Annotated in this window: 13 protein-coding genes; 7 read left to right on the plus strand and 6 right to left on the minus strand. The window is 63.0% G+C overall.

Translation table 11 applies throughout. The features are described from left to right. Positions 1-5 precede the first annotated feature (5 nt). A complete protein-coding gene (locus BUA36_RS23105; RefSeq protein ID WP_084560305.1) occupies positions 6-2072 on the plus strand; it encodes a GGDEF domain-containing protein in 2067 nt (688 codons plus the stop codon). Here the strand turns inward: BUA36_RS23105 and BUA36_RS23110 are convergent, their stop codons facing one another. Together BUA36_RS23110 and BUA36_RS23115 are read right to left on the minus strand one after the other, a co-directional pair. Further along, positions 2073-2411, minus strand: coding sequence for an apolipophorin (locus BUA36_RS23110; protein WP_072787867.1), 339 nt, complete (start codon positions 2409-2411; stop codon positions 2073-2075). Between the two features lie 76 nt (positions 2412-2487). Then, entirely contained in the window at positions 2488-2940 is a 453-nt protein-coding gene (locus BUA36_RS23115) for a hypothetical protein (RefSeq protein ID WP_072787869.1), read from the minus strand. A 152-nt stretch (positions 2941-3092) separates the two neighbouring features. Here BUA36_RS23115 and BUA36_RS23120 point away from each other — a divergent pair, with 152 nt between their 5' ends. After that, entirely contained in the window at positions 3093-4139 is a 1047-nt protein-coding gene (locus BUA36_RS23120; protein ID WP_072787871.1) for a hypothetical protein, read from the plus strand. Here BUA36_RS23120 and BUA36_RS23125 read toward each other — a convergent pair. Then, the gene (locus BUA36_RS23125; RefSeq protein WP_229215638.1) at positions 4136-5065 is read right to left on the minus strand and encodes a LysR family transcriptional regulator; all 930 of its coding nucleotides are present in this window, start codon (positions 5063-5065) and stop codon (positions 4136-4138) included. The genes BUA36_RS23120 and BUA36_RS23125 overlap by 4 nt on opposite strands. A 109-nt stretch (positions 5066-5174) precedes the next feature. Between BUA36_RS23125 and BUA36_RS23130 the strand changes: the two genes are divergently transcribed. After that, positions 5175-6014 (plus strand): phytanoyl-CoA dioxygenase family protein, encoded by an 840-nt coding sequence (locus BUA36_RS23130; protein ID WP_072787874.1) that lies wholly within the window; start codon positions 5175-5177, stop codon positions 6012-6014. After that, on the plus strand, positions 6014-6832 hold the full coding sequence (locus BUA36_RS23135; protein ID WP_084560306.1) for a sugar phosphate isomerase/epimerase family protein: 819 nt from the start codon (positions 6014-6016) through the stop codon (positions 6830-6832). The genes BUA36_RS23130 and BUA36_RS23135 overlap by 1 nt, the downstream gene beginning before the upstream one ends. Here the strand turns inward: BUA36_RS23135 and BUA36_RS23140 are convergent. Both BUA36_RS23140 and BUA36_RS23145 read right to left on the minus strand, forming a co-directional pair. Beyond that, positions 6820-8748 carry a CHASE domain-containing protein gene (locus BUA36_RS23140; RefSeq protein ID WP_072787876.1) on the minus strand — a complete coding sequence of 643 codons (1929 nt, stop codon included), beginning with the start codon at positions 8746-8748 and terminating at the stop codon, positions 6820-6822. The genes BUA36_RS23135 and BUA36_RS23140 overlap by 13 nt on opposite strands. Positions 8749-8750: 2 nt before the next feature. Then, a complete protein-coding gene (locus BUA36_RS23145; protein ID WP_072787879.1) occupies positions 8751-9833 on the minus strand; it encodes an HD-GYP domain-containing protein in 1083 nt (360 codons plus the stop codon). 117 nt (positions 9834-9950) lie between these two features. On the opposite strand from BUA36_RS23145, the gene BUA36_RS23150 reads away from it, so the two are divergent. From BUA36_RS23150 to BUA36_RS23160, 3 genes are read left to right on the plus strand one after another with little or no spacing between them, the layout of a single operon-like run. Continuing rightward, positions 9951-10409, plus strand: coding sequence for a MarR family winged helix-turn-helix transcriptional regulator (locus BUA36_RS23150; RefSeq protein WP_072787881.1), 459 nt, complete (start codon positions 9951-9953; stop codon positions 10407-10409). Positions 10410-10419: 10 nt separating this feature from the next. Continuing rightward, positions 10420-11175: a 2OG-Fe dioxygenase family protein gene (locus BUA36_RS23155; RefSeq protein ID WP_072787883.1), complete on the plus strand. Its 756-nt coding sequence runs from the start codon at positions 10420-10422 to the stop codon at positions 11173-11175. A gap of 54 nt (positions 11176-11229) precedes the next feature. After that, positions 11230-12582 carry a hybrid sensor histidine kinase/response regulator gene (locus BUA36_RS23160; RefSeq protein WP_072787885.1) on the plus strand — a complete coding sequence of 451 codons (1353 nt, stop codon included), beginning with the start codon at positions 11230-11232 and terminating at the stop codon, positions 12580-12582. A 159-nt stretch (positions 12583-12741) separates the two neighbouring features. Here the strand turns inward: BUA36_RS23160 and BUA36_RS23165 are convergent. After that, positions 12742-13460, minus strand: a 719-nt coding sequence (locus BUA36_RS23165; RefSeq protein ID WP_139260673.1) for an ISL3 family transposase, incomplete at its 5' end; no start/stop codon positions are given.

A 13460-nucleotide genomic window follows, 5' to 3' on the forward strand; every position in this document is an offset into this window, starting at 1 on the left:
GAGCCATGGCTGCAGCCCTTGCGTTCGCGCTGGCGCCTGCCTGCGTGGCAGCGCAAACCCCGCTCGATGAGCGCATTCTCGAGATCCGCGAGCAGAGCCGCTTCATGCCCGACAAGGCCCTGGAGCAACTGCAAAAACTGCAGCCCGAACTGACTGCCGCGCCCTCCTACACCCGTGCCGAATTCCTGAGCCAGCTGAGCGCCACGCGCATGCGCCTGGGGCAGAACGACGTCGCGCTGGACACCGCCGAACAGGTGATCGCGCTCGGCAAGTCGCTGCACGACACGGCCATCATCGCCAAGGGCATGCTGGCCAAGACCTATGTGCTGTTCGCGCAGGCGGAAGTCGATGCCGCCCACCGTCTGGCGTTTGAAGCAGAGAAGCTGGCGCTCACCACGCAGGACTACCCGCTCAAGATTCAGGCGACCGTCACCGCCGGCCAGACGCACGCCGAACAGGGCAACTTCCCGGCCGCGCTGGTCAAGCTGCAGCGCGCCGTGGACATGGCGCGGCCGCCCGCCGGCGATCCGGTCAGCCTGGTGGCGGCGCTAAACGCGCTGGCCAAGCTTTACGTCCAGATGAAGGAATACGAGAACGCCTCGGAAACGCTGGACGAACTGCTCAACGAAACCGAGAAGCTCAAATCGCCGGGCCGCATGGCGATCGCCAAGAACACCGAGTACGGCCTGGCCATCGACTCCGGCCAGCCCAAGCGCGCCTTGCGCGCGCTGATGCAAAGCCTGGACCTGGAACGCAAGATGGGCGCCGAACGCATGGTCGGCATCACCCTGGTCAACCTGGCGGACAATTACCTGAAGGACCACGACTATCCGCGCGCCGTGCAGTACGCGCAGGAGTCGCTGCGCTCCACCGAACGCACCAACGACGACTCTACCGCCGCCACCGCCCGCATCAATCTGGGCCAGGCCTACATCGGCATGGGCCGCGTGGCCGAGGGCAAGAAGCAGTACGAACTGGGACTGAAACGCTACGAGCAGGAGAACAACAAGCCTGACCTGCAAATGGCGCTCATCGAATATGGCGAAGTGCTGGAACGCGCGGGCGATCTGGCCGGCGCGATATCGGCTTATCACCGCGAACGCGCCATCTCCAACGAGCTGTTTGAGCGGCGCCGCCAGCAGGCCGTCCTGGAGCTGCAGGAAAAATACGAGGCCGAGAAGAAGCAGCGCCAGATCGAGATGCTAAGCCATGAAAACCAGGTCAAGGGCGCGGAGATCGACAACCGCCGCCTGCAGCAGCGCGTCTGGTGGCTGCTGGCCCTGGTGTTTGCGCTGGCGGCAGCCGTGGTCGGTCTGCTGTACCGCAAGGTACGCCACACCAATGCCCAGCTGGAGGTGAAAAATCTGGAGCTCAAGGCGCAGTCCACGCTGGACCCGCTGACCTCCCTGTACAACCGCCGCCACTTCCAGGAATTCATGCGCAGCCTGGGGCCGCAGAACCGCCATGACGACATTGTCGGCGCGCTGTTCCTGCTCGACGTCGACCACTTCAAGCACATCAACGACAACTACGGCCACGCGGCCGGCGACGCGGTGTTGAAGATGATCGCCGAGAACCTGCGCATCGCGCTGCGCGAAACCGACATGATCGTGCGCTGGGGTGGCGAAGAGTTCCTCGCCTTCCTGCCGGCGATCCCGCGCAATGGCGTGGACGAAATCGCGCGCCGCATCCTGACCACCATCTCCTCGCAGTCGCTGCGCTACCAGGAGCACGATATTTCAGTGAATGTCTCGGTGGGCTTTTCGCCGTTCCCGCTGGTGCCGGGCGGCGAGCCGCTGCCATGGGAACGCGCGGTGAACCTGGTCGACATGGCGCTCTACCTGGCCAAGGCGCATGGCCGCAACCGCGCTTACGGCGTGCGGGGATTCGAGAACTTCCATCTGACGTCGATGGAGGCCATCGAACAGGATCTGGAACGCGCCTGGCGCTCCGGCTTCGTGGACCTGAGCGTGGTGCTGGGCGGCGATCCCGGCACCCATCCCACCACGCCGACGGAGCACACCAACGTGGTCTCCATCAAACACGCCGCCCAGACCAAGGGCGGACACTGATTATTTCTTGGCAGCCTCGCGCTCGTCGGCGGCGGTCTGCATCTTCTCACCGGCGCGCTCCAGTTTACGGCCGGCTTCCTTGGTGGCGTTGTTGAGGGTTTCGCTGGCCTTGTCGGCTGCCTTGTCGAGCTTCTGGCTGGTGTCCTTGGCGGCATCGCTGAGCTGCTGGTCGGCCTGTTTGGCGGCGCTATCGAGTTTTTCGCCGGCCTGCTGCGTGGCCTGGTCGATCTTGCGGCCCGCACGTTCGGCCGGACCGGCTTCGCTCGGGTCATCCTTCTTCTGGCAGCCGCCGAGCAGCGCCAGCGCGGTCAGCGCCACTGCAACATAACGCATCATCATGGTCCTCTCCTGGAAAATGTTTGTTTCCAAGAGCATACATCGGCGCCGCAAGCCGCAGCGCACGCCAGTGAGGGACTTATTCTGCGACGATTTTCTTGGGCGGCGGCGGCGGCGCAAAGTCGATGGTTTCCGACTCCGGACCGGTATCGAGCGCGTCGGACTTCTCCAGCCAGTTTTGCAGTTTTGCCATGCGGCGGATCAGGATGCCCTTGCTGCTGATGTAGCCGACCTGCTCGAAGTTGTCAGGCTTGCTCACCATCTTGGACACGGTCGGCAGGTTTTCCGCCAGCCGTTCAAACGCCTTGCGCGCCTTTTGCTCCCACTTCACGAGATTGGCCTCGTTGAAGCGGTTGCTTTCGTAATAAATCGTCAAGGTCCGGTCATGATTGCCGTAACCGACAATCGCCGCGCCCATCCGCACCGTTTCCAGTATGTCAGCCTTGATCGCTGCCGTCGGCACGAACAACGCTGCGCGGCCAGTCATGTCCGGTCGCTCCAGCGGCAAATCCTGTCCCATTAATACGGTCATCACGCTTCCTGTTGTTATTGCCACGGAGTTGCTTGTAGGCTATTTTTTAATTCTATATCCCCCTTTCGGCCTTTACAAGGAGAAACTGCATCACCGTGGCGTACACCGCAACTCCCTTATAATGCAGGCTGATCCTCATAAACCGCCTCACCATGACGTCCTCCCCCTCCCGTTTCGGCGCCATTCCCGAAGCCGCCGTTACTACCGCCGAACAGAATGTCCGCGACACGCTGGCCCACGCGATCGAACACCGTGCCCCGCACGCCGCGCTGATCGTCTACGACACCCGCACCGACCTCAATCGCGCGCTGACCGAAGCCTACCGCCGCGTGGTGCCGGATGCCCGCTTCATCGATTTCGACAGCGTACCGCCGGCGGACATCCTGGCGACGTTTGAACGCATGCAGGCGGACGACCTGGTGGTGCTGATCCAGTCCTCCAGCTTCCGCATGGACGCCTACCGCATCCGTATCGAACTGTTCAAACGCGGCCTCAAGGTGATCGAGCATGTGCACCTGTCGCGCATGCCGGACGAGCAGGGACTGCTGTACATCGACTCGCTGGCGTACGAGCCGTCCTACTACCGCGGTGTCGGCCATGCGCTCAAGGCCCGCATCGACACTGCCCGGCAAGGCATGGTCGATAGCGGCAATGGCGCGCAACTGGTATTCGCCTCGCCGTTCGAATCGGCCAAGCTGAATATCGGCGACTACAGCGGCATGAACAACGTCGGCGGCCAGTTCCCGCTGGGCGAAGTGTTCACCGAGGCGCAGGACCTGGAAGCGGTGAGCGGCCGCGCGCGCATCTTCGTGTTTGGCGACACCAGATTCCTGGTCAACCGCCCGGCGACGCCCATCACCATCATCGTCGACAAAGGCCGCGTGGCCGGCACGGAAAACAGCACGCCGGAATTCGACACCATGCTGTCCATCATCCGCGAACACGAAGGCGAAGTGTGGCTGCGCGAACTGGGCTTCGGCATGAACCGCGCCTTCTCGCGCGAACGCATGGTCGATGACATCGGCACCTATGAACGCATGTGCGGCATCCACCTGTCGCTGGGCGCCAAGCACGGCGTCTACACCAAGCCCCAGCTCAAGCGCAAAGACGCGCGCTACCACATCGACGTGTTTGCCGTCACCGAAGGCGTCTACTTGGATGGCGAACGCGTCTATCGGGACGGCGCCTGGCAGATCTAAAGCAGTCCAGAAGTCTGCAACTCCCGGTCCCATGGCGGAACGGGATGGTATTCGGCCACCAGGAAGTCGATCAGTGCGCGGACTTTAGGGGATGGCTGGCGGCTCGCCGGATACAGCGCGCTCAGATGGTTGAGCGGCAGTTCCCAGTCCGTCAGCACCGGCACCAGCGTGCCTTCCATCAGGCTGCGCCACGCGAGGAAGGTGGTGTTATAGACGATGCCCAGGCCGCGCTGCGCGGCCTGCTGCAGCACCAGTCCATTGTTGGCGGTGAAAGCGGCGGGCACGCGCACCGACACCGCTTCATTGCCGCGTTTGAAATGCCACTGCGTGCCGTCCGTCAGATGGCTGAAGTGCAGGCAGCGGTGCTGCTGCAAATCCTGTGGCGTGACCGGCATGCCATGCCGCGCCAGGTACGCCGGCGAAGCGCACAGCACGCCGCGGCACGGCGCCAATGGCCGCATGGCCAGTGCATGCACATCCGGTATGCCGCCCACGCGGATGGTCAGGTCAAAACCATGTTCGATCGGATCGAGCAGCGCATCATCCACGTACAGCATCGGCTCCAGCGCCGGGTGCAGCAACGCAAAGCGCGCCAAGGCGCCCGCCAGCCACTCGCTGCCGAAGCTCGACGGCGCCTGTATGCGCAACGGCCCGGCCAGATCGGCGCCGGTCTGCGCCACCACGCGCGCCGCTTCCTGCGCCTGCGCCACCGTCGCCATGCACGGCGCCAGATAGGCCTGCCCCACATCGGTCAGGCTGACTTCACGCGTCGAGCGATGCAGCAGGCGCGCGCCCAGTTTTTCCTCCAGCTGCAGAATATGTTTGCTGACCATGGCGCGCGTCAGTCCCAGGCGGCGTCCGGCCTCGCTAAAGCTGCGCTGCCTCGCCACCTCGACAAATATCTCCATTGCCCGTAACTGATCCATGGCACGATTGTCGCCATTCCAGCGACAATGTGTCAACCTTTTGCGGATTGTGACGCGGTGGGCCGCCCCGTAAAATGTCATCCATCGACTATTCCCCCGGGAGCTGGACATGCTGACAGAAGCACAAAAACAACAATACCAACACGATGGCTTCATCGTCATCCCTGGCTTCAAAAGCCCGGAAGAGATCGCCGCCCTGCGCGCCCGCGCTGCACAGATTGTCAACGATTTTGACCCGGGCGCCCAATCCGGCATCTTCAGCACCATCGAACAGGAAAAGACCACCGACGACTACTTCCTCGGCTCCGACAACACCGTGCGCTGCTTCTTTGAAGAAGAAGCCTTCGGCCCGGACGGCAAGCTGAAACAGGCCAAGGAACTGTCGATCAACAAGATCGGCCACGCCATGCACGACCTCGACCCGGCGTTCCGCGCCTTCACTGCGGACGCGCGTCTGGAAACGCTGGCACGTGAGCTGGGCCTCAGCGATCCGAAAGTCTGGCAATCGATGTACATCTTCAAGCAGCCCGGCATCGGCGGCGAAGTGCGCTGGCACCAGGACGCCACCTACTTCGACACCGATCCCGTCAGCGTCACCACCTTCTGGTTCGCGCTGGAAGACGCCACGCTGGACAACGGCTGCATGTGGGCCGAACCGGGCGGCCATCGCGGCCCGATGCGCGAACGCTTCCTGCGCAATGGCGACAAGGTCGAGATGGAAAAATTGAGCGACCTGGCCTGGCCGGACAACAGTACCGCCGTGCCGCTGGAATGCAAGGCCGGCAGCCTGGTTTGCTTCCACGGTCTGCTGCCGCACTACAGCGCGCCGAACCGCTCGCCAGTCTCGCGCCACGCCTACACGCTGCACGTGACCGATGGCGCCACCCGCTACTCGCCGCAAAACTGGATACAGCGCGACGACAAACTGCCAGCGCGAGGCTTCCTGTAATGCAGATCCAGATCTTCGCCGCCCACTGGGGCAACAACGAGCTGGAACCACAGGTCTTCATCAACCGCGTCAAGGCTGCTGGCTTCGACGGCATCGAGATGTCGCTGCCGCTGGACGTGGCCGCACGCGACGAATGGGTGCGCCGCATCGCCGATGCGGGCCTGGGCCTGATCGTGGCGCAGTGGGAGACAGTGTTCCATCCGGCGTTTGACGCGCACAAGCAAGCGCTGGCCGAACTGCTGCACAACGCCTGCGCCGTCAAGCCGCTGCACGTGAACTCGCACACCGGCAAGGACTACTACACGCCGGAGCAGAACCGCGAACTGCTGGACCTTGCCGCCGGCATCTCGCGCCAGCACGGCGTGCCGATTTATCACGAGATCCACCGCAGCCGTTTCAGCGGCCACCCGATGCTGTTGCTGCCTTACCTGCGCCAGATGCCGGACCTGCAGCTGACCGCTGACCTGTCGCACTGGTGCTGCGCCTGCGAATCGCTGCTGGAAGACCAGCCGGAAACGCTGGCCCAGACCCTGCCGCACGTGCGCCACATCCACGCCCGCGTGGGCCACGCCCAAGGGCCGCAGGTTGCCGACTTCCGCGCGCCGGAATCGCAGGCCGCACTGGAAGCGCATTTAAGCTGGTGGGATGAAGTGATCCGCCTGCGCCGCGCCGCCGGTGCGGAACGCATGACGCTGACGCCGGAATTCGGCCCCGTGCCCTACACCCAGACCCTGCCTTACACGCAGAAGGAAGTCTCGAACGCCTGGGAACTCAACGTGGCGATGCTGGCCCTGCTGCGCCAGCGCTACGCGGCGTAGGCCGCCTGCTCCTCGGGCCATAGCGGCAGCACCAGTGTCACCACGGTGCCTGCCGCTGGCATGGAGTCCACGCGTATCGTCCCTTTCAGCACGCTGGTGACAATGTTATAAACAATATTCATTCCCAGGCCTGATCCGCCCTGGCCCATCTTGGTGGTAAAGAAGGGGTCGAAGATCTTGTGCAGCACCACGTCGTTCATGCCGACGCCGTCGTCCTTCAGTTCCAGCACCACCAGATCATTCCCCTCGCGCCTTGCATTGATGGTGATGGCGCCGCATTCGCGGCCGTCAAATCCATGCAGCAGCGCGTTGCCTATCAGGTTGCTGAATACCTGGCTCAAGCTGCCGGGGTAGGAATCGAAGACGATATCGGCCGGCACATTCACCGTCACCGCGCAGCCGGCGCGACGCAGCTGCGCCGCGAACGTCGCCAGCGTATCGTGCAGCACCTCATCCAGACGGAAACGGCGGCGCTGGCCGCTGGCCTGGTCCACCGCGACCTGCTTGAAGGAGGTAATCAGGTCCGCCGCGCGCGTCAGCGAGTTGGTCATGATGTCGCAGGCCTTGCGTGCCTCCGCCATGTGCATTTCCAGCGTTGAGCGCTTCAAGCCGCCGTCCGCCTTGAGACGGCGTTCGAAGTCGCGCACCATGTCGCCCAGCGCGCTGGCGGTCAGCAGGCTGTTGCCGATCGGTGTATTCAGTTCATGCGCCACGCCCGCCACCAGCGCCCCCAGTGACGCCATCTTCTCCGAGGTTTGCAGATTGGTCTGCGCCTGCTTCAGCGTCGCCACCACGCGCGCCAGATCGCCGCGCGCCAGCTCCACATTATTCTTTTGCAGCTCCAGCTCCTTGAGGCTGAACTCCAGCCCGTGGCGCGCGGCGGATTCGCGCCGGTTGGCCACCAGCAGCGCCGCGATCAGCGCGCTGATGATGACGCCCACCGCGCCGATCAGCAGCACCGGCAGCTGCGAGCGCCCATAGCGCGTCCCCGAGCGCCCTTCAAACTTGATGATCCAGTTGCGCTGCCCCACCGGCAGCGCCGTGCTGGTGACCAGCCCCGGCACCACTTCGGCGCGCTCCTGATGCGTCTCGGCCTTGCCGTCGCTGTCATATAGCAGCGTGTCGTCGCCGGGTTCCGGCGGCCTGCCGTTCAGCAGGCCGGCGTCTTCGATACGCACATGCAGATGTTCCAGCAGCGTCGGATCGATCACCTCGCGCATCAGCGTATTGACGCGGAAGACAATCGCCACAAAGCCCACCAGCGCCTCGCGCCGCTGCGCCGTGGTTTCCCGCGGCATGTCGTTGCGGTAGACCGGCGCGCGCGCGACAAAGCCTGGCTCGCCGCCGCTGGCGTCCTGCACCAGCGTGATGGGAATGGTGGCAACGATCTCGCCGCTATCGCGGCCCAGCTCCAGCGCCTTCAGGTGCGGCGACAGCGCCGACAGGTCCAGGCCGAAGGCGCTCTCATTGCCTTTAAGCGGTTCGGTGTATTCAATGATGTAGTGCACCGGCCGGCGGCTGGCGGGATGCACACGAAAATCCGGATACGCCTGCGGCTCGATGCTGTTGTCGCGCTTGACGCGCTCCACAAACGCCGGCAGTTCAGCCTCCGGCACCAGGCGCACAAACTGCAGCGCCTGAAAACCCGGATAGCGCCGCTCGACCTTAAGCTCGTTGACGAAGCGGTGAAAGTGCAGCCGGTCGATGCGGTCGTTGACGGCGTACATGCCCTTCATGCCGTGCAGCGTGTCGAAGTAAATCGCCAGCCGGCTCTGGGTATCGCGCGCCACCTTTTCGGCGTCGCGCTGGAAGCTGGCGCGTACCTGCTGCTTCTGCTGCTCCTCCATGACGAAGAAACAGGTCCAGGCAGTCAGGCATATCCCGACAAAGAAAGCCAGGTAGCCGCGCCCGCGCATGGTCAGGCGGGGTCGCTGTAACGTTCGGCGATGGCCATGAACTCCTCCTCCACCGTCAGCATGGCGTCCACCACGTCCGGGTCGAAGTGTTCGCCGCTTCCCTGCCGTATCATCTCCATCGCGGTTTCATGGGTGAAGGCGGGCTTGTAGACGCGCTTGGAAATCAGCGCGTCGTATACGTCTGCCACCGCCATCAACCGGGCAGACATCGGGATCGCATCGCCGCGCAGGCCTTCGGGATAACCGGAGCCGTCGTATTTCTCCTGATGCGAGTAGGTGATCTCGCGCGCATAGCGCAGGAAGGTGTTGGTATAGCCCAGCGCATTCTCGACATTGACGATGGCGTCACGGCCATACACCGTGTGCTTCTTCATGATGGCGAATTCTTCGTCAGTCAGGCGGTCGGGCTTGAGCAGGATCGCATCCGGGATCGACACCTTGCCGATATCGTGCAGCGGCGCCGCCTTGAACAGCGCCTTGATGTTGGCGTCGCTGAGCTCTTCCTCAAAGCGCTTGTGGTGCTGCAGCTGGCGCGCCAGCGCCGCCATATAATGCTGCACGCGGCGCAGGTGGTTGGCGGTTTCGTACTCGCGCGTCTCGGCCAGCGAGGCCATGGCCCAGATCATCGCGTCGAGCATCTGGCTCAGTTCCAGCGTGACCTCTTCCACCACGTGTTCGAGCAGATTGCGCTGCTGCTTGAGCAGCTCGCGCAAGTGGCGCAGCTGCAGGTGGGTGTCGACGCGTGCGCGCAACACCTCGCCAATAACCGGCTTGGGCACCACGTCGGCCGCGCAGGCATCCAGCGCGCGCTGCTCGGCCGGTGCGCGCTGCAGCACGATGACGGGAATGTCGGCGGTGTCCGGGCTGGACTTGAGCTGCTGGCACACGCTGTAGCCGTCCAGGCCCGCCAGGTCCGCATCCACCACCACCAGATGCGGGCGCGGCACCTGCTGCATCAGATCCAGCGCCGCCCGGCCGCTGTTGGCCAGCCGCACTTCGTACTGATCCTCCAGCATGCCGTGCATCTGGATCAGGTTGTCGGCAGCTTCATCGACGATCAGGACGGTGGCCTTTTTGACATTCATCTGCTGCTACTCCCCCGTGTGTGCTTACCACCATCATAAACCGAGCGGAATTGCCCGCCAAAACTATTTTTCCCGGCTGAGCTTGCAATTATATAGTGCGCTACCTATACTGGGAACATGGAAACATCTACGCACACCACCTCTGCCGTCCCGCAACTGGACGCCCAGCTCTGCTTCGCCCTGTACTCCACCTCGCTGGCCATGAGCAAGCTGTACCGCAAACTGTTGCGCGGCCTCGGCCTCACCTATTCCCAGTACCTCGTGATGATGGTGCTGTGGGAGAAAAACGAACTCACCGTGTCGGAAGTGGGTGAACGCCTGTTCCTCGATTCGGCCACGCTGACGCCACTGCTCAAGCGCATGGAAGCGGCCGAGCTGCTGACCCGCACCCGCGCCGCCAACGACGAACGCCAGGTCATCATCAAGCTGACCCCGCACGGCGACGCACTGCGCCATGAAGCCGCCAAACTGCCGCCGTCCATCCTGCAAGCGACCCAATGCACGCTGGACCAGATCGTCGGCATGAAACAGCAACTCGATGAACTGCGTTCCAGCCTGATGAACGCCTCCGCTTAACCCTAGTACGATGACCACACCTATCTACACGCCGCTGGCCGATGCGGCCGACGCGCTGCGCCAGAACGGCTACGCCTTGTTGCAACCGCAGGACGTGGCCGCGCTGGCCGGCCTGCCGCTGGCCGCGCTCAATGACCTGATTCCGAGCTGGGACGCGCTGGAGCTGGACAACTATCTCAAGGACGGCGGCCGCTATCGTCGCCGCCGCCACTCCTGCTTCGTGCAGGATGGCCGCCAGCTGACGCAAACGGCGCACCGCGCCCACTGGCAGCCGCTGGAATACAACGCGCTGCACGGCGGCATGCACCGCCTGTTCGAGCCGGTGCAGCCGGCCACCGTGACCCTGCCCGCATGGCCAGCGCTGATTACCGCCATCGGCCAGGTGTGCAGCGCAGCACGCGGCAGCAGCGCCGCCGACCAGCCGGCGCCGTGGTATGTGGAGGCGCACCAGTTCCGCATCGATACCACCGATGGCATCGGCCGCCCGACGCCGGAAGGCGCGCACCGTGACGGCGTGGACTTCGTCGCCGTGCTGCTGGTCGCGCGTGAAGGCATCAAGGGCGGCGAGACGCGCGTGTTTGAAGCCGATGGCCCGAATGGCAAACGTTTCACCATGACCGCGCCGTGGACCATGCTGCTGCTCGATGACGCAACTGTCATCCATGAATCCACTCCGATCCAGCCGCTGGTGGCGCATGGCCATCGCGACACGCTGGTGCTGACCTGGCGCACCGGAGGATTCCAGGGACAGGAAAGTTCGCCTTGAAGGGCTAAATCCGATATAGTCTGTATAGCTAACTATGTACCAGGAGGGTGGTCTGTGGACACCAGCTACGAAATACAGCCTGATGAAATCGAAATCCTGATCGTTGAAGACAGCCCCACCCAGGCTGAACGACTGCGACGTCTGATCCAGTCCATGCGCTACAACGCGCGCGTGGCGTCCAACGGCCGTCTGGCCCTGGAAGCGATCCGCGAACACAAGCCGCACCTGGTGCTGTCGGATATCGTGATGCCGGAGATGGATGGCTATACGCTATGCCGCGCCATCAAGGCCGATCCCGAACTGCGCGACATCCCGGTCATCCTCGTGACCTCGCTGATGGATCCGAAGGACATCATCCGCGGCATCGAATGCGGCGCCGATAACTTCATCCGCAAGCCGTATGCGGAAGACTATCTGCTCAATCGCATCGGCCACATGCTGATGAACCAGAAGCTGCGCAAGAACCAGAACATGGAGATCGGCATTGCCCTGTATCTGGGCGAGCAAAAGCACTTCATCAACGCCGACCGCCAGCAGATCCTCGACCTGCTGATCTCCACCTACGAACAGGCAGTGCAGGTCAACAGCGAATTGCAGGCGCGCGAACGCCAGGTCATCGAACTCAATATGCGCCTGGCCCACCACGCGGGCGAACTGGAAACCATCAACCGCGAAATCGCGCTGAAGAACCTGGAGCTGGCGGAAGCGAGCCGCATGAAGTCGGCCTTCATCGCCAATATGTCGCATGAACTGCGCACGCCGCTCAACGCCATCATCGGCTTCACCGGCGCGCTGCTCATGAAGCTCCCCGGCCCGCTGACGCCGGAGCAGGACAAGCAGCTCAACACCATCCGCACCAGCGCGCGCCACCTGCTCTCGCTGATTAACGACATCCTCGACGTGGCCAAGATCGAAGCCGGCAAGGTCACGCTGGAACTGGAAACCGTGCAGTGCCAGGAAGTGGTCAAGGATGTGGTGGACACGCTGCGCCCACTGGCCGCGCAAAAAAACCTCAAGCTGGAAATGGAGCTGGCCGATCCCTCCATCGTGCTGGAGACCGACCGCCGCGCGCTGACGCAGATCCTGCTCAACCTCGGCAACAACGCCATCAAGTTCACCGAAGCGGGCACCGTGCGCGTCACGCTGACCGAGCAGCCGGCCGAAGGCGGCAAACACTTCATCGAATTTTCCGTCGCCGACAGCGGCGCCGGCATCCGCGAGGAAGACCAGAACAAACTGTTCCAGGCCTTCTCGCAGCTGGACTCAACCTCCACGCGCCACGCGGAAGGCGCGGGCCTGGGCCTCTACCTGTGCCAGAACCTGGCCAACCTGATTGGCGGCTCGCTGTTCTTCAAGAGCGACTTTGGCCACGGCAGCACCTTCACGCTGGCCCTGCCCGCCAAATGAGGATTTGAGTATTCAAGAAGATGATTATAATGACAACGTAATTCTACGGTATTGCAGTGCAACATAAGGAGGGGTATAGTAGGAACTGTCTCCTCCAACCGTTCGCTGAACATTGGAATTCAACCCGCACCGTGTGGTCGCGGGTTTTTTTTTGGTTCTTCACGGATTACCGGCAAACGCGGCTTTGATCTTCAGGAAGAAGAAATCAGAGTCGCGGTAGCCATAGGCCATCCTTTTCATCACCTTAATCCGGTTGTTGATTCCCTCCAGCTGTCCAGTGTGCATCGGCCAGCGCATGCGGGCCAAGATGCCCCGCCAGTACAGCGCAAGGCGTTTTGCAAAGCGGACCAGCGGTTCGATGGCGCTGCTTAAAGCCATCGATTGCCAAGTGCGCCAGGCAGCACGCCAGCGCCAAGGATCGGTGGGCTGCCAAAGTTCTTTCAAGCTTGCCTTCATCACGTAGACCGTCATCAGAGCTTGGTTTGCCGCGAGTAGTTCGGCCAGCTTTGGTGCTTGGTCGGCCGGCACGTTGCCCGGATTGCGTAGCAGTAGCCAACGTGCCCGCTTCACATACTGGCGAGCAGTCTTGTCGTCGCGCAGCCGATTGGCCTCATCGACCCGTACCCGGTCGATCACCTCGCGGCCATATTTGGCGATGACGTGAAACAGGTCATAGACGACTTTGGCCCTTCGACAATGATGCTTGACCTCCAAATCGAAGGCCGTATTCATATCCATGGCCACGGCCCGGATGCGCCGGCAACGCTCTGGCCCTAACCAGGCAAAAAAGGGCTGAATCGCCTCCCGGCTACGCCCTTCGCAGACCCAAATCACGCGCCGGGTGTCCGCGTCCAGTACCACCGTGGCGTAGCGATGCC

Source organism: Duganella sacchari, from assembly GCF_900143065.1.
Lineage (GTDB): Bacteria > Pseudomonadota > Gammaproteobacteria > Burkholderiales > Burkholderiaceae_D > Rugamonas > Rugamonas sacchari.